Source organism: Anabaena sphaerica FACHB-251, assembly GCF_014696825.1.
In the GTDB taxonomy this organism is placed as follows: Bacteria; Cyanobacteriota; Cyanobacteriia; order Cyanobacteriales; family Nostocaceae; genus RDYJ01.
Window position 1 is genome coordinate 284,258 of record NZ_JACJQU010000005.1, and the last position, 17,293, is coordinate 301,550.

Annotated in this window: 17 protein-coding genes; 10 read left to right on the plus strand and 7 right to left on the minus strand. The window is 41.0% G+C overall.

Annotation, left to right across the window (positions count from 1 at the left end; genetic code table 11):
• Nucleotides 1-26 precede the first annotated feature (26 nt).
• On the plus strand, nt 27-3,437 hold the full coding sequence (locus H6G06_RS12065; RefSeq protein ID WP_190560362.1) for a tetratricopeptide repeat protein: 3,411 nt from the start codon (nt 27-29) through the stop codon (nt 3,435-3,437).
• Nucleotides 3,438-3,467: 30 nt separating this feature from the next.
• Nucleotides 3,468-3,725 (plus strand): hypothetical protein, encoded by a 258-nt coding sequence (locus tag H6G06_RS12070; RefSeq protein ID WP_190560364.1) that lies wholly within the window; start codon nt 3,468-3,470, stop codon nt 3,723-3,725.
• A 40-nt stretch (nt 3,726-3,765) separates the two neighbouring features.
• Here H6G06_RS12070 and H6G06_RS12075 read toward each other — a convergent pair whose 3' ends face one another.
• On the minus strand, nt 3,766-4,671 hold the full coding sequence (locus H6G06_RS12075; RefSeq protein WP_190560366.1) for an RpnC/YadD family protein: 906 nt from the start codon (nt 4,669-4,671) through the stop codon (nt 3,766-3,768).
• Between the two features lie 234 nt (nt 4,672-4,905).
• Nucleotides 4,906-6,312 (minus strand): glycosyltransferase family 2 protein, encoded by a 1,407-nt coding sequence (locus tag H6G06_RS12080; protein ID WP_190560368.1) that lies wholly within the window; start codon nt 6,310-6,312, stop codon nt 4,906-4,908.
• Between the two features lie 377 nt (nt 6,313-6,689).
• On the opposite strand from H6G06_RS12080, the gene ebsA reads away from it, so the two are divergent.
• From ebsA to H6G06_RS12105, 5 genes are all read left to right on the plus strand, one after another.
• Nucleotides 6,690-7,064: a type IV pilus biogenesis protein EbsA gene (gene ebsA / locus H6G06_RS12085; protein WP_190560371.1), complete on the plus strand. Its 375-nt coding sequence runs from the start codon at nt 6,690-6,692 to the stop codon at nt 7,062-7,064.
• A 193-nt stretch (nt 7,065-7,257) separates the two neighbouring features.
• Nucleotides 7,258-8,352, plus strand: coding sequence for a DRTGG domain-containing protein (locus H6G06_RS12090; protein WP_190560373.1), 1,095 nt, complete (start codon nt 7,258-7,260; stop codon nt 8,350-8,352).
• Nucleotides 8,353-8,616: 264 nt separating this feature from the next.
• A complete protein-coding gene (locus H6G06_RS12095; protein ID WP_190560375.1) occupies nt 8,617-9,120 on the plus strand; it encodes a DNA recombination-mediator protein A in 504 nt (167 codons plus the stop codon).
• Nucleotides 9,121-9,256: 136 nt separating this feature from the next.
• Entirely contained in the window at nt 9,257-9,682 is a 426-nt protein-coding gene (locus tag H6G06_RS12100; protein WP_190560377.1) for an MAPEG family protein, read from the plus strand.
• 80 nt (nt 9,683-9,762) lie between these two features.
• Nucleotides 9,763-10,254, plus strand: coding sequence for a YajQ family cyclic di-GMP-binding protein (locus tag H6G06_RS12105; protein ID WP_190560379.1), 492 nt, complete (start codon nt 9,763-9,765; stop codon nt 10,252-10,254).
• A 119-nt stretch (nt 10,255-10,373) separates the two neighbouring features.
• Here H6G06_RS12105 and H6G06_RS12110 read toward each other — a convergent pair whose 3' ends face one another.
• Nucleotides 10,374-10,934, minus strand: coding sequence for a glutathione S-transferase family protein (locus H6G06_RS12110; protein WP_190560441.1), 561 nt, complete (start codon nt 10,932-10,934; stop codon nt 10,374-10,376).
• A 9-nt stretch (nt 10,935-10,943) separates the two neighbouring features.
• Nucleotides 10,944-11,408, minus strand: a complete 465-nt coding sequence (locus tag H6G06_RS12115; RefSeq protein WP_190560381.1) for a hypothetical protein — start codon at nt 11,406-11,408, stop codon at nt 10,944-10,946.
• A 347-nt stretch (nt 11,409-11,755) separates the two neighbouring features.
• Here H6G06_RS12115 and H6G06_RS12120 point away from each other — a divergent pair, with 347 nt between their 5' ends.
• The gene (locus H6G06_RS12120) at nt 11,756-12,481 is read left to right on the plus strand and encodes a tetratricopeptide repeat protein (protein WP_190560383.1); all 726 of its coding nucleotides are present in this window, start codon (nt 11,756-11,758) and stop codon (nt 12,479-12,481) included.
• A gap of 348 nt (nt 12,482-12,829) precedes the next feature.
• Here the strand turns inward: H6G06_RS12120 and H6G06_RS12125 are convergent, their stop codons facing one another.
• Nucleotides 12,830-13,240, minus strand: a complete 411-nt coding sequence (locus H6G06_RS12125; RefSeq protein WP_190560385.1) for a slr1601 family putative cell division protein — start codon at nt 13,238-13,240, stop codon at nt 12,830-12,832.
• A gap of 252 nt (nt 13,241-13,492) precedes the next feature.
• The gene (gene psaM, locus H6G06_RS12130) at nt 13,493-13,588 is read right to left on the minus strand and encodes a photosystem I reaction center subunit XII (protein ID WP_015141228.1); all 96 of its coding nucleotides are present in this window, start codon (nt 13,586-13,588) and stop codon (nt 13,493-13,495) included.
• Nucleotides 13,589-13,808: 220 nt separating this feature from the next.
• Between psaM and H6G06_RS12135 the strand changes: the two genes are divergently transcribed.
• Nucleotides 13,809-15,059 carry an FGGY-family carbohydrate kinase gene (locus H6G06_RS12135; RefSeq protein ID WP_190560387.1) on the plus strand — a complete coding sequence of 417 codons (1,251 nt, stop codon included), beginning with the start codon at nt 13,809-13,811 and terminating at the stop codon, nt 15,057-15,059.
• A 67-nt stretch (nt 15,060-15,126) separates the two neighbouring features.
• Nucleotides 15,127-15,351, plus strand: coding sequence for a DUF167 domain-containing protein (locus H6G06_RS12140; RefSeq protein ID WP_190560389.1), 225 nt, complete (start codon nt 15,127-15,129; stop codon nt 15,349-15,351).
• A gap of 29 nt (nt 15,352-15,380) precedes the next feature.
• On the opposite strand, the gene H6G06_RS12145 is transcribed toward H6G06_RS12140, so the two are convergent.
• Entirely contained in the window at nt 15,381-16,886 is a 1,506-nt protein-coding gene (locus H6G06_RS12145) for a histidine kinase (RefSeq protein WP_190560391.1), read from the minus strand.
• Nucleotides 16,887-17,293 lie beyond the last annotated feature (407 nt).

Below are 17,293 nucleotides of genomic sequence, written 5' to 3' on the forward strand. Positions count from 1 at the left end.
TTTACAACCGCTATAGTCAATCTCCTATGATAACTCTTTACCTTGACCTGAAAGCCGTTGCAGGTAATTACGTAGAGTTACGCTACTTTACCGATAATTACAACAAATACGAAAAACGCACACTCCCCCTGAGCGAAATTACTGATTTAATCGAGATAGCAGAAAGAGATTATTACGTTTCCTCCTTTGCGGAAGATTACGCAGTTACAGGATCTCGATTGTATAACTGGTTAGATGGGAGTGACAGATGGTTACAAAAACTCATCAATCAATATCAGCGTCAAGGAATCATTTTAGCCATTGCAACAGCCGAAAAACTCGCCCATTTACCTTGGGAAGTTCTGCACGATCACAATAGTTTTCTCGTTCAACGGTCAATTATTCCTATACGGTGGGTATCATCGGACTCTGTAAAAACATTGTCTGTGGAAAAAAACCCAGAAAACCGCGCTTTGCAAGTCTTATTTATGGCTACTTCCCCCCAAGGAGTAGAACCTGTATTAGATTATGAAGCAGAAGAAGCACGAATTTTAGAAGCGACGGGAAGACAACCTTTAGCTTTGACAGTGGAAGAAAGCGGTTGTTTATCAGAATTGCGCTATTTAGTGGATTATTACGGTAAAGATTATTTTGATATTTTCCATATTACCGGTCATGCCACAATTACCAACGGACAACCGGAATTTATTACCGAAACCGAAACCGGCGCGGCTTATAATGCCAGTGCAGAAGATATCGCTACCGCACTACAATTCCGATTACCCAAACTGATTTTCCTTTCTGGTTGTCGCACTGGACAAGCTGGTAGTAAAGATGATAATTATGGTTCTGTGCCTTCAATGGCGGAAGAATTACTCAAAGCAGGTGCAAAAGCCGTTTTGGGATGGGGACAAAAAGTTTTAGAATCTGATGCAACGGAAGCAGCAGCGACATTATATAAAGAATTAGCCGCCGGAAAGCAAATCACCGAAGCAGTTGCCAGTACCTATCAAACATTAATCAAAAATAAGGCGCGGGATTGGCATTTGTTGCGATTATATGCAGCCGATAGTTTACCAGGAGAATTGGTGACACCATTGCGGACTCCGGGAAGGAAACCAGCACCACTGCTTTCTGTGAGTACGGAATTTTTCGATCCTGCAGGAAGGGTGAAAGTCCCCACCCGTGAGAGTTTTGTTGGTCGTCGTCGTCAGTTACAAAGTTGTTTAAGGACGCTGACACAATCAACGGAAGAGATAGGGGTATTAATTTATGGCATGGGTGGTTTAGGTAAAAGTAGTTTAGCAGCTAGACTATGTGACCGACTCCCCCATTTTCAGTGTGTTGTGTTGGTGGGGAGAATTGATGAACCGAGTTTAGTTAGTGAGTTAGTGAAAAAGTTGGATGATAACGAACAACGCAAACAACTACAAAATCCTGATGAGGAATTGAGATTTAGATTCAAGCGGGTATTTCAGCAGTTGTCGGACGCTGGGGAAAAGCCGTTTTTGTTGGTGTTGGATGATTTTGAGGATAATTTAGAACCTCGTCAGGATAGCTTTGTCCTGAAAACAGCAGCCGCAGAGGTTTTAACGGCTTTGGTTTGGGCGATTCGGGAAACTTACACCAATCATCGCTTAATTCTCACCTGTCGTTATGATTTTGAATTTAGCCAGTTGCGGTATTTCTATAAACAGCCCTTGGAAGGAATGCGGGGGGCAGATTTAAGAAAAAAGTGTAGTCGTCTTGAGGCTTTTGGGGCAAAATCTCAGGTAGATGAGGCGTTGAAATCTCAAGCACGGAGGTTAGCTGATGGTAATCCCCGGTTGCTGGAATGGTTGGATAAGATTTTGCAAGCACCCCACTCACCCCACCCCCTAGCCCCCTCCCCGCAAGCGAGGAGGGGGGATAAGAGTTTTGATGTTGATGTGGTGGTGATTCTCAATCGTTTAGAAGTTGATGCGGTGGAGTTGCGAGAACAGGTTTTAGCTGAAGCTTTGCTGCAACAAATGGATGAAACGATGGGGGAAATGTTGTCACAGGGTTTGGTGTTTGAGTTACCAGTCCCCAGGGAAGCATTAACCGCAGTTTGTGAAAATATCCCCAATTTGGAAAATTATATCAATCGCGCAGTGGCCTTGGGATTGTTGGAAGTTAGTCCTGATGAGTCGTTACGAGTACCGAGAATTTTGCCGTTGACGTTATCCACTCATGTAGAAACCTTGCATCAACAAGGGGCTGAGGTGTTATGTCGTCTGTGGTGGAAAGAAGGAGAAACCAGAACAGAAGAAGAAGTGTTAGAAATTCATCGGTTAGCGTTGCTTGCGAAAAAAGGAGAAATTGCCTCAAAAGTTGGATCGGTTTTGGCAAGTAATTGGAGGAAGAAAAGCCGATTTCGTGAAGCCTTGTATCTTTGCAAATCTACCTTAAATATTGTTGACGATTATCATATTTTGCATCAACTAGCACGATCTGAACAAGAACTTGGAGAAATTGAACAAGCAGAACAACATTATCAACAAGCACTAAAACTTTGTCCAGTAACAGATGAAAAAACAAAAGCTGCTATTATTAATAATTTGGCTAATATTTTCGTTCAGCAAGGTCGAGTAAACATAGCTCTTAATCTTTTTTCTCAATCTTTAGAAATCACAAAGCGTATCCGTGATTTTAATGGTCAAGCTGCGATTCTACACAATATATCTAATATTAATATAGCTAATAAGAACTTTGAAGAAGCAATCCAAAACCTTGATGAAATTATTCAAATTGATGAAAGTCAGAATAATTTTTTGGGCAAAGCAAAAACATTTAATAGTAGAGCTAATATTTATTATGAACAAGATCAATTTGAAAAAGCACTCGAATATTTTCAGAAGTCTTTTGCAATATTTAAAAATCAAAATGACATTCAGGGTCAGATTACAGCTTTACATAACATAGTCAATATCTATCAAAGACAAGGAAACCATAAGTATGCAAGAGTTATTCTTTCTCAAGCTCTGCAAAATGCAAAGGATAGTGGTGCTATGTATATCCAGGCTGCAATATTAAATAGTATGGCATTTACCTACGATAAACAAGATGGATTTGATGAGAAAATAATTTGCTTTGAGGAGGCTTTTAAAATTGCACAATATATTCAAGATGTGAATGCTCAGGCTACCACACTGGGTAATATGGCATCTATTAATGCTAAACAGGGTAACACTGAAGAAGCAATCACTCAATTTAAGCAATTATTAGCATTAGAACTTCATGAAAATAATGAGAATTTCACACTAAAGGCAAGAACATTAGCAATGTTGGGTCAGTTGTTAGCATATCAAAAAAGAGATTTTGTTACTGCATTAGAATATTTACAGCAGTCTTTGGAGATATTACAGCGTATTCAATCTCCCGATGCTGAGACAGTGAGGAGAATTATCAAAAGAGTGCAACAAATGGCAAACGGTTAAGGTAATTTCTTCAACTTCCAACTTTTGAAAATGCTGCAACAAACATCAAAACAAGAAACTGAATGGGAATTTGCAGAAATCTGGGTAGATACTCTGATATCTCCTCCTTATATTCTGATGTTAGTCAAAGAACAATCAGGAAAATTCTGTATTCATAACCCTGCACAAAACTATAAAATCATCTTTGCTAGTGACAATTATGAAGCCGCTAAAATGTGGCTACTAGAAGATGAATATGAAAGATTGAACAGTCGTATTTTACAACAAGATTCTGATGATGAAGATTAAAAGAGACGTTAATCTAAAACGCCTCTTTTTTCCAGAACATCTAATCAACTTTAAACCTAGCTAATAATTCCTCACGAGAAAGATTAGATAAATTCAGTAACAACTGCGTTCTCTCTGTTAAAGTAAGTTCCATCAACTTCGCAACAATAGCAGATAACTCCTCATCTAAATTACCAAAACGCACTGCTAACAAACTCTCTACCATCAAACGCTGTCCGTCTTGTTGTCCTTCTTCTATTCCCTCTTGTTTCCATTCTTCCCGTTGTTTAAGATATGCTGGTGATAAACTCATAATTAACTCCTTTACTTCTTCATCATTGACATCACTATTCAATTCTAAATTTTTCCGCCAAGATGCGAAAATTTCCATTAATCTATCCCATTTATCATTCTCTTTGGACAGTTCAACTACTTCGCTGATAGCTTCATTTTGAGTTCTACCTTTTCCTAATACCCTTAACCATAGTGTATCCTCTGTCATGGGTAACTGGTTAATAGCCACAATAGCCGCTTTCTGGTATTTTGGCAGAAAATACACTCCTTTTTCCCATCCCTCCTTTGCTGTCGCTCCAAAGCCTTCAAGGATTTTTTCAGAACAAGTTGGTATTAAAATCCAGAGAAAGGGTAATTCTTCTTCAGAAATAGAACGTTTTTCTCTTTTCGCTTGTCGTAATAATTCACTCTGCACACTATACAATTTTAACAAACAACTTCTAATTTCTATCTCATTAGGTGCATTACGGTAAGGTTCAAATAAACAGCTTGTAACCGCCATTTTTCCTAATAATCCTAATTCAGAATTTACAGATTTTGTTGTGGGAACAAACCAAACATCAATTTCTTGAACTTCGCTTTTTACATCTTTACTCGTTTTGACCTCTCCTAGAGGTGCTAATAATTCCTCTAGATATTCTTTAGCTAGTTGGTCATGGGGTTGTCGTGTCATACAATTTTCAAGAAAATATTTGTTAATTTAATAATTAATTTGTTATCTGTTTTAATTGTATAAAAAACTCGGTTGTTCTGGATAAATTCAAAGTTATTTTAACAGATAAACACAACAGCTTACCCATCACCCATTACCACAAAATTGTAGAGAAGTTGTATTTAACATCTCTACAGAATTACAAAGAAATTTAATTTCTTATTTGTGGTTTATTTGTGGTTTATCTTGTTTTTCTTAATGTTCAGCACCAGTATGTACAGTTTTTACCCATTTCAGCCGTTTTGGACGTACCGACATCCGCGCAGTCGCGCTACTCATCACCACCAACCAATGCAACATATAAATACTGCCGCGAATGGTTTGCAGAAGTAACACAAAATAGTTAGATGTTTTCTGATCTTGGCGTGTGCGCTGTAACCCAGCAAACATCCCTACAAAAGACATCGTAACCGACAAACCCGTGACAGGGGCTAATATGGGTGGACGATGGCGAATTATTGACATTAATAAATCGGGTACTGCTGCTGTAGGTAAAATATACATAATCAGCAGAAAAATCAGTAAATCCACAGTTTTCCGCGTTCCCATGCGGTTTTTGAGGATGAGATCCCAGTAATCTAAATAACGCTGATAACCACCCTCAGCCCAGCGGTTGCGTTGATGCCAAAGTGCGATCGCATTTGTGACTCCTTCTTCTTGCACTGGGGGATAGAACATACATTCAATATCCCATTTATCCAGATTCAAGCGAATTGTCAAATCTAAATCATCGGTGATAGTTTCCTCATTCCAGCCACCGCAGCTATCCAAAGCTTGACGACGGACAAATTGACCATTTCCCCGCAGTTCACCCAGTCCACCAATAGCAGTGCGTTGTTGTTGAAACCAAGTATCAACAGCCATTTCTGCCATTTGTCCCTTAGTCCAAAAATTTTCTTTGGCGTTAGCGATCGCTTTTCGTACCTGTATCGCTCCCACCTGTTCTTTTTGGAACACAGGCACAACCTGTAACAGTAAATCTGGGTCAACTTGGGCATCAGCATCAAACACAGCAATGATGTCCCCCTTAGTCATAGGTAGCACCTGATTCAAAGCCCCTGACTTACCGCCAGTAGCTTCAGCAGAACGCCTGAGTACCTTGAGTTGCTTGTATTCTTGCTTCAGTTGTGCTAATAACTGCGGCGTGCTGTCCGTACTATTATCATCAATAATCCAGACCTCATATTCACCATTAGCATATTCCAGACTACAAAGATTCTTGACTAATCTGCCAATAACTGCTTCCTCATTTTTTGCGGCTACTAACACAGAGACACAAGGCAAATCTCCCTGTATTTCTTTAGCATGATGGCGGGGTCTAGCAAAGATAATCCTGAAGGCATGAATGCCTAAGATAGTTGTGAGTCCGAGAATGAAAATAGAACCCCAGGAAACTAAATGTAAAGCGATCGTCCCACTCCAGACTATAGTCAAGACTAGGGCGGCTTTGGGTCTACGTCGTTGAAACCGGGATGAGAGTAAAGACACAGCATTTGCTTCTTCCACTGACTCATCTTCTACCGATAGGTCAGACAGAAGGGAGTTAAGGGGATCAGAAGTTCCGTTGTAAGAGTCGTGTTCCGGCCAGGAATTCGCTGGCATAGTTAATTTGAGTGAAGAATCAGTATTTGTTTAAAGTTTACAGTTTTTGAAGCATAAAGCCCACTAGTAGGGGTTTAGCATTGCTAAACCCTTACTGACTTAATCAGGACTTACGCGAAACAGAACGAGAGTAGGGGTAATGGATTACCCCTACGCAAGAATCAGGTTTTGAGTTCAATCTTGCGTAAGTCCTATTAATCTGTCAATCAAGAGTCTAATGTCGCAAAATAGACTCAATGGGAATCTTTTCCGATTCAACTTTTTGATGAAAATTACAAATATTTTTCCCGCCCTGTGTGAATACACATAGTTGTGGGAATACTATTGATGACAAATCAAAATCCCCTAAATTTAGCTAACTTGAGGAATTTTCAACAATGTCTATCGACCAAATTCAGCCTGTGAGTCCACAACAAGCTACTGTCTATCTCCCTTACATCCAGCAAGGCAAACGGAATTTCTTGCCCTATGCCATCAGTCTTTATCAAAAAGGCTTTGTAGAGGGACATCGCAAAATAGAAGGCAGTGACAATATTCCCTTCATCGCTACATGGAATGTTGCTACCCTACCCTCAGACCTCACCCGTTGCCGTATCCAGTTTGATGGCAATGCTGAATTAAGTTATGAAGTGATGATGGCCAGTTTTGAGTTTATTAATTTCTTAATTGAACTGATGGAAAACCATAAACGCCAAAAAATTAGTGATTTTTCTACTGCTTTTTATCGCAAGCTACTCCGTGTAGAAGATTGAATCAGCAGTCAGAAGGCAGGAGGCAGGAGGCAGGGAGCAGGGAGCAGGGGGAGTAGGAGAAGAAGAATATTAATGATGCCCAGTCCCCAGTCCCCAGTCCCCAGTCCCCAAATAAGCGATTTCTGCTGCTTCAGCTAAAATTAGGAAACACCTAGCTGGGTTCAACAGACTTTTGAAATTAGGAGTGCATGGCGTGCCAACATCTGTTAAATATTTGCTGATTGGATCAGTAGAGACTTACAGTGGTAAATCCGCAACTGTTCTAGGTTTGTTTCATCAGCTAAAGCAAAAAGGACTGGATATAGCTTACGGTAAACCCCTGGGTACTTGCGTGCATACCGCCGATGGAACCGTAGTTGAAGAAGATGTCCAGTTCATTACTAATAGCCTGAAACTGCCGGAAAACCGTGTTGCACCGACTTTGTTAGCTTTAGAAGAAGTCAGTGTCCAAAAACGGTTACGTGGTGAAGACAAAACCAATTATCAGCAGTCACTAGTACAGCATTATTTACAAATACCACGGGGTGACTTGATGCTATTAGAGGGGCCTGGTGATTTACCAGAAGGTAACTTGTTTGGCTTGTCTTTAGTGCAAGTTGCTGAAGCCTTAGATGGAGGTGTGCTATTAGTACATCGTTATAAATCGCTGCTTTCTGTGGAAGCATTATTATCTGCCAAGAAACAGATAGGCGATCGCTTGGTTGGTGTGGTGATCAATGAAGTTCCCGCTGAACAATTAGAAGCAGGTAATAATCTCTTACGTCCATTTTTGGAACAGCAGGGAATTCCTGTACTAGCAATGCTACCTAAAAGCGACTTGCTCCGTAGCGTCAGCGTGGGAGAACTGGTAAAACAATTAAAGGCCGAAGTTCTCTGTCGTAGCGATCGCCTGGATTTATTGGTAGAAAGTTTGGCAATTGGGGCGATGAATGTGAATGCGGCTGTCAAATATTTCCGCAAACGCCGAAATAAGGCAGTAGTCACAGGAGGCGATCGCGTGGAAATTCAGCAAGCGGCTTTAGAAACTTCTACCCAATGCCTGATCCTCACCGGACAATTACCACCTCCTGCCTTTATCCTCAATCGCGCCGAAGAATTAGAAATCCCGATTTTGTCTGTTGACCTCGACACCTTAACCACAGTAGAAATTGTTGACCGCACTTTCGGTCAAGTCCGTGTCCACGAACCTCTAAAAGTAGAGTGCATTAGCCAATTAATGTCCGAACATTTTGACATTAAACGTTTGTTGTCTCAATTAGGAGTTAAACCAGCTGCGGCTTTGTCTTAGTCTGATTATTTACCCAAATTACTGGTTAATCACCAGCGTAAATCCTACCTTGAAGTTATTGATGAGCAACCAACTCACTCTTAATTCCTTAGCAAAGGTTAAAGGTTTACCCTATGCCTATTTGTTGACACACTGCCATCAACAAAATCTTTGTTCCTGAACAAAACAATCAAGAAAACATAGAAATCTGTAACTCTAGTTGGCTTCTGGCCTACACGCTGTTTGGTAGAATATCTAGGTTGTTTAATCTGATCACCTCCATCTTTGAGCCAGTCAACAGAACTCATCAAACTTGATACATTAGCGCAGGAACTGGCGACAATCCAGCAAACAGGTTCTAAACGAATTGCCTTGTTGGGTTCCCGTCATGTGCCAATTACTCATCAAAATCTCATTGAAATGATGACTTATGCCCTAGTTTTATCGGGCAATCGTGTCATCACTTCTGGTGCTACAGGTACTAATTCAGCTGCCATCCGGGGAGCAACACGGGCTGACCCGAATTTATTGACGGTAATCCTACCGCAAAGCCTGGAACGTCAGCCATCCGAATCACGCCAGCAACTAGAGCAGGTCATGCATCTAGTCGAAAATCCCAGTAATGATAATCTGTCTTTAGCCGAGGCCAGCTACCTGTGCAACAAGGAGATTGTCTCCCGTTGTCAGCAACTGATCTGCTTTGCTTTTCACGACAGTCGCACCTTGCTACAAACTTGTGGAGAGGCTGAAGAACAAAGAAAAGTGGTGACATTGTTCTACTTTGACTAAAGTGAAACGCAGTCTCCACAAAGCTAATGATAGAGATGGGTAATTACCAGTGGGTACTGGGTAATGATTTGTCTAAGTTACTCAGTATTCCTTCACGCTCACTAACCAAGAAATACTACCAATATTTGTTAGCTTAATGTCCCCCTTACAACTGCCTATACCTATACCTGCTATTTATTTGTACTCTATTGCAGCTGCCGCAGTTCTTATTTATGTACCGTATTTATTAGTAGCTTACGGTCGTGCGCGGGTTGGGTTTGATTTATCTGCTCCTCGTGCCATGTTCGATAAATTGCCACCTTATGCCCAAAGGGCTACTTGGGCGCATCAAAACTCCTTTGAGACGTTCATGATTTTTGCTGCCGCAGCATTAATGGCTTATGTTACAGGTGTTAATTCTCCTCTGGCAGCAATGGCAGCGATCGCCTTTATCCCGGCTCGGTTGCTATACTCTATTTTTTATATTGCGAATATACCCATTTTGCGTTCTTTCATGTTTGGCATTGGCTCTTTTAGCTCTGCCACTCTCTTTTACCTGAGTATCATGGAAATCCAAGGATAGGTAACTGGGGACTGGGTAATGAATTTTATTTTTCCCAATTACCAATTCCAACATTAAACATTCCACATCTAAAATTTTTTATGGCTTCTACTTTTTCTTTTGATATTGTCAGCGACTTTGACCGCCAAGAATTAGTCAATGCTATTGATCAAGTAGTGCGAGACGTTAAAAGCCGTTACGATCTCAAAGATACCCAAACTGATGTCGATTTAGGCGAAACCAGCATTACTGTTAACACGGACAGCGATATGACTTTAGAAGCTGTACACGGGATACTGCGGGAAAAAGCCGCTAAACGGAACCTATCCCAAAAAATCTTTGAGTTTGGCAAAATTGAATCTGCCAGCGGAAATCGTGTGCGTCAAGAAATCACCCTCAAAAAAGGCATCAGCCAAGAAATTGCCAAACAAATCTCTAAATTGATTCGTGACGAATTCAAAAAAGTGCAAGCCTCAATCCAAGGTGATGCTGTGCGGGTAACTGCCAAAGCTAAAGATGACTTACAAACCGTGATCCAGCGACTTAAGCAAGAAGACTTTCCTGTGGCTTTGCAATTTACAAACTATCGTTAGGTACTGGGGATTGGAGACTGGGGGACTGGGCATTAATTATTCTTCTTCCCCTGCTCTCTGCTCCCTGCTCCCTGCTCCCTGCTCCCTGCTCCCTGCTCCCTGCTCCCTGCTCCCTGCCTCTAACTGCGTCCTGCACCGATACTGTTTTGAAATGCGGGACGTTGAGAAATTTGCTGAATATATTTCGATACGGCTGGGTAGCCACTCAAATCCAGCTTCAGCATGATGGGAATATAAGCGAGTATAGATCCCACAGCTACATCAGCAACGCTGAATTCATCACCTAATATGAAAGGTTGCTGCTCAAAAATTTCATTTAGAGGAGTTAACAAGCGGGGCATTTCCTTTTCCCGGTTTACTTCCACAAAAATTCCTGTAGCCAAGGTGGAATTAGCAAATAATACCCACTGGGAAAATATGGCGCGTTCCTCTGGTGAAAGAGGAGTTTTACCATATTTTTCCGCAAGATAGAGCAAAATTGCCCCAGATTCCCACAGTTGGAAATCACCATCAACAATTGCTGGCACTTTACCTGTTGGATTAATTGCTAGGTATTCAGGCTGTCGATGTTCACCTGCTTTCATATCCAAAAGGATAAATTCGTAGGGAACTTGCAGTTCCTCTAAATACCACTTGATAATTGATGCGCGGCTAACAGCGCCACCGTAAAGTTTCAACATCATTACCTATCAAAGAACTTTGTGAGTATGAGAATGTTGTTTAACGTTGTCTTCTTTGCTGACAACTCTAGCAGCATTTAGCACTCGCTTGCGCTCTGTAGAATAATTAAAATCTGTTTTGGTTGTACCTGCGGGGATCAGGGATTGGGCTGATTGACGACGCTTGTAGGTGCGAGCAGCTGAAAATGCCCTCAACACAAATTCATCTCCGAACTGTGCCGACTCTGGAAATCCTTGAGGTAACAAAAGGTTATCACCTGCCAATAAAGATCCCAGGGTTGTCCCATAGGCGAGCTTATATGACGTAGGAATGCCTTTTAAGATAGCTTCTAACGCAGCTGAGGGAATAGGCTCTATAACTTCAATTTGATGCACTTCTCCATCTTCTTTGTAGAAGCACGTTGCCAAGCCGATCACAATGTAATCATCGGCTGTAAGGTCTAAAGCATCTGGATAAGAAATTGCTGTTGTCATCGGAAATTTACTCAAAATTTAAATTTAGGGACTGGGGACTGGGCTGTAGGGGCAGAACCAAGATCAATAATTCATTCCTATACCCTGTAACCTATTTCCTAGCTTGTTGGCATTCTACCAACTTGTCACGGTGACTGCCTGACTAGTCTTGAAGATTGATGAAAATTCTTTCTGGAATTAGCCTTGGGAGTGATGTATATATTGTTAGGTTTACGGCTTAATTGTTTAAGTAGTTCAAACCCAGTCCTTTGAGCTTGGACTCCTGAGCAAGTGAAACAGTGACCAAACCACTAGCAAGAAAAAACTATAATTTGATTTCACAGAGCAAGTAGCTCAAGTAGGAATATATGGATCATTACTCCTTTTTAGGTTTTGGTAGTCAGCAAAATCAACGCTACAGAGAGGATCACAAAAATACTCTATATACACAAAAAACTGGGGTGAAAGGTAACAGCAAATCTTCAGTAGAGGACAGCTACCTGCGGTCTTGTGCCTTAAAGTTAGCTCATCAAGGAGATTACACAGAAGCAATCGCTTTGTTAAACCAACTTATTGATAGTCATCCTCAAAATGCAGTAGATTATAACAACCGGGGGCTGATTTATTTTCAAAGTGGTGAATGCCAAAAAGCTCTGCGTGACTACAATACAGCGATGCAGCTAAATCCTAAGTTAGCTAGTGTTTATAATAACAGAGCTAATTGCTATGCTGCTTGTGGGGAGTTAGTCGCAGCACTGGCTGACTATGATCAGGCGTTGGATTTAAATCCGCGTTATGTTCGTGCTTGGATTAACCGAGGTATTACGTTGCGTGATTTGGGGCATTTTCAGGAAGCGATTGATAATTTTGAGATTGCACTGTTGTTTGGTCAGCTACAGGCTCACATTTGGGCTGAACGAGGTAGGACTTATCATCTTTGGGGTGACTGGAATTGTGCGATCGCAGATTATTACCGCGCCCTCACATATATAACCTCTCTGGAAACCAATGAGGATGTTTCTGGTTATCGGCTGCGGTTACAACTAGAAAATTGGTTAGATGAGTTGCTCTTTCCCCAAAAAACTGATTGGTAAATTTTTAACAATAAATTCCAAATTTCAAATTCAAAACAATTGATTTTTCAAATTTTTCAAATTTGAATTTTTTGGCAACGCCTCTGTATACCTGATTTGCCAATAGATGATAACTATAAAACTCTTCACTAATTAGCTATTAACTATTAGCTATTGGTAGCAATAAAAATTGATTTCCTGCTTATACATAGCTAGAATCACAAATCATATCAATTCTGTTCAAATAACCGTCATTGCGACCATAAGGAAGCAATTCCAAAAACCTTTAGATTGCGTCGTTTCACTTCGTTCAACTCGCAATGACATATTAAAGGTGATTTACCGGACATGATAACCGCTCAATTTTTCTCAGGGTGTGGATTCTGATTGTTCAGCACCTTTGGAATCTGGATTAATCAACACTACCTGCCGCTGACTGGGATCAAAGCGGTATGATTGTTCTTGCCTAATACTATTAGCTTGGCTGGGATCAAAGTTGCGGCTAAATTCAGCCCTTAAAGTATTAACACGTCCTTCCATCAGCTTGACTTCTGTACTGATTTCTCGCAACTTATCTTGCTGTAACCAGTGATAAGGCAAAAGCTGTGTTAGGGCTGATACTGCTGCTGTGACAATGACCAAGTTAACGGTGATCTTGGCCGATGTTTCCAGTGCCATGATCTGGTAAGAACGTTGGCGAAGATGTTTTTTCGGTCGAGGTACAGATCGACGTTGTTTTACAGGTTGTAGCGGTGGTCTGGATGGTTGAAAGGCGTTCATGATGCTAAAAATAGCCTCGCTGATTGAAGGGAAGCACCGTTAAAAGCAAACAGGCGCTAATTGCGACTTGATTAGCTGCCATATTACTTCATTTTTTGTAATTTACTATAAGTATTAGCTCACTAAAAATAATACCCGGCATACGCAGGTACATTTTCTCTAGACACTTTTGGTTCAAAGTCCCAAGATTCTGGAGATTGTACCGCGTATAGCCAGGTTTATTCAGTCTTCTTTTCGTGTCACATCTGGGAGTTACTTGTAAAGTTCAGTAGCCAAACGCCAAGCTAGAATACCTGGAATTAGAGCCACAGCTAGTGCGATGTACACTTGAGTATCTGATATAGACATTGTGGAAACCCTCCTAACGTCAAACTAGATGATTAACACTTCGTTTACTACTTTTCCTTGTTTTGCCAAGATTGGGGAATATCTTGTTACAAGATGCAACAAAAACATGAGTTGGGGATTGGTGATTGGTGATTAGTGATTAGTGATTGGGAAAGAATTTTCTCCCCTGCTCCCCTGCTCCCCTGCTCCCCTGCTCCCCTACTCCCCATTCCCTAAACCTATGACTTTATATTTGGGTATTGATTTTGGTACATCTGGCGCACGGGCGGTAGTCATTGACGATGAAGCTAGGATTCTCTCTCAAATGCGTCATCCTTGGGCAAATGTTACAGATTGGGTAATTTGCTGGAAGGAGGCTTTATGGAGTCTCCTAGAGGGAATTTCCCTGGAATTGCGGCGCGAAATTGGGGCGATCGCTATTAATGGTACTTCTTCCACAATCTTGCTCACCGATGCGGCAGGACAGCCGGTAGATGCTCCTCTATTGTACAACGATCAACGGGGATCAAGATTCATCAAGGATTTGAGCAGGATTGCACCACCCAATCACACCGTATTGAGTGCTACATCTAGCCTTGCCAAGCTGTTGTGGATGCAACAATTACCTACTTTTAGTCAAGCTAGATATTTATTACATCAAGCCGATTGGTTGGCATTTCTGCTGCATGGCAAGTTAGGTATTAGTGATTATCACAACGCTTTAAAATTAGGTTATGACGTGGAAAAGCTGCAATATCCAGAATGGCTGGAAAAACTGCACATTCCTATCCTTTTACCCCACGTTTTAGCACCAGGTACTCCCATTGGTGAATTAAGTCCAGAAATTGTGGCTAAATTTGGTTTTAGAGATGATTGCTTGGTGTGTGCAGGGACTACAGATAGCATTGCGGCTTTTTTGGCTAGTGGGGCAAAATTACCGGGGGAAGCGGTAACTTCTTTAGGTTCAACCTTGGTACTTAAACTTTTGAGTCGTACCCGTGTAGAAGATGCACGATATGGAATTTACAGCCACCGCTTAGGTGATTTATGGTTAACTGGGGGAGCTTCTAATACAGGGGGTGCTGTCTTAAAAAAATTTTTTACTGATGAAGAGTTATTAAGCTTGAGTCGAGAGATTGATGTATCAAAACCGAGTGAGTTAGATTATTATCCCTTATTGAAAGAGGGCGATCGCTTTCCCATTAATGATCCCCACCTACCCCCAAAACTAGAACCCCGTCCAGAACATCCCAGAGACTTTTTACATGGCTTGTTAGAAAGTATGGCGCGGATAGAAGCACGAGGATATCAATTATTACAACACCTTGGAGCAGATCAATTAACCTATGTTTATACTGCTGGTGGTGGTGCGGCTAATTACAATTGGACGGCTATGAGAAACAAGTATTTAAAAGTGCCTGTAGTTTCCTCTGAGAACACGGAAGCAGCTTTTGGAACTGCACTTTTAGCAATGCAGGAGTTAGGGGCATGAACTAAATAAATAACCCAATTACCTATGATCCTGTTTATGTTTAATTCTGGTAACGAATCTGAATATTATGCAAAAAAAAGTCAAAGTTAAACCAAATTCCAAACAACAGAAAATCGCAGAACAGGAAGATGGTAGTTTAACTGTAAATTTAAAATCGCCACCAGTAGATGGTAAAGCTAACGAAGAGTTAATTAAGCTGTTGGCAGAAAAATTTAATGTACCTAAGTCATCTATAAGAATTAAATCTGGTTTATCATCTCGGCAAAAGCTGATCGAAATTGATGATGTTTAAAACTTGCCGATGTAACCACAAAAAGAGAATTAATGGACTCCTACTTTTTGTTTATTACTAACTTCTAAAGGTAAAAAAATCGTCAACACTTCCCCATATTGAGGACTTTGACGCACAATCAACTTACCACCAATCGCCTGAAATAGATGCTTAGTTGCGGCGATATTTAAACTAATAGTTCCTGTTTCTGGTTGGAACATTAATAATTGACCTAGAGATTTCCGAATTGGTAGTGTTACAGTTCTAGTTGTATCGTGGCAATCTAAGTGAGGTGATAACTGTAACTTGAGTTGATCACCTGCGGGAATAACCTGAACTTGAATAGAACTGCCAGGAGGTAAACTGCGGGTAAAATTCTCCATTAAACCTGTGAGTACCCGATCTAGCATAGCGGGATTACTGACCACCGTTGGTAGTTGCTGGGGTAAAGCCACATCTAACGTTAGATTACGTCGATTTGCTGCTTGTTGCCAACGAGGGATACTTTGCTGCAAAACTTGATCCAAAGACATCGGCGTTAATTGTGTACCAGCAGATTTTGCCGCTGTACAAGTTTCTAATTCTGCGGCTTTAAATAGCAACTCCATCCGATCAATTTGCTCAGTACATTCGTGATCAATAACTTCTAAGCGATTAATTACAGTAGTAGGTAAATCCCGGCGCTTCAGTAGCAGACGAGTCAAAGTGCGAATAGTTGCTAGTGGGGTGCGGACTTCATGAGCAAAAGCTTGTAGTAATTCCACATCTGAACGGGAAGATGGTTTTGCTGATGGGGAGACATGAAGATGGAGAGGTGGAGAGATGGGACAAGTATGTGTTAGTTTATCCGTTTCTGGTTCCGCTAATTCCTGAAGCAAAAACTGGCTAAATTGAATTATAGTTTGATAGTTTGGAGCAGCTGGAGGATATTTTTGGACTAAAGCATCCAAATCAGCAAATAATTCTGGATTAGTCAAGATTACCCTAGCTCCTAATGCTTGCCAGGCTTGCTGCACTACCTCTGGTTCAAAGGAAAATAAAAATTCTTTTTTACCGCTGCTGTGTGCTGACAAAACCAGAACTAATCTAAATTTTTCTGTAAACACTAAGCAAAACTGCTCTGCTCCTAGAGGATCAGCAGGTAGTAAAGGTAGAATAGATTCTTCAGGAGTGACTTGATTGTCTCCGTGACAGTAGTCTGTGATTTTGGTAGCGTCTACCAGAGCAGATATGGCTTCTTTCCCCGCACTTTGCCCCATTGTTTGTGAGAAATGAAACGGCATCAAAGCCAAAGGGTTAAAGGGTTTGGCGCTAAAAGTAACTGTCTGTAAACTTTGAGTTAATTTTGGCTGACTAAATAACGGTGCTGGTGCAGTTAGAACTAAACCTTGGGTGATGTCAGGTGTTGTCGTGGCTAAAGTGTTGAGCAGTAGATGTTCTGTAGCTGCTAGACTGATACGCCATTGCTGCTCTGCTTTGGCAGATGAACACTCAGCCATACTTGATTGGCTTTCAATTAAAACTTCCCTTAGACTTGGCAAAATCCATTCGTACACAGGTTTTCACCCCTTGATTGACGAGCGTCTAACAGCAGCTAAAGTAGACATTGCACTATATACTTATGAGGTTATAGTCTTTTCTGCACTAGTGACAGTGGTAGAACCGAACAATTCAGGCGCAATTTCCCCTGTGATCATAATTTTAAAGCCCATAATTCATAATTCATAATTCAAAAAATCCCGCATAGCTGCCTATTTCCAGTCCCCAGTCTCGGCTCTTTGCAAATATTAATAAAATTGTCATTAAGGATGCGTCAAACTGCTCCAAATCTGATAACATCAAATGACCCATCTGGGGGTTAATCAACAGCAGCTTCATCTACCCTTAAAAAGCTGCTATGACTCTGCATCAGTCAATAGAGAGTCATGTACTATATACGAATCCCCTCCAGTCTGTAGCCATC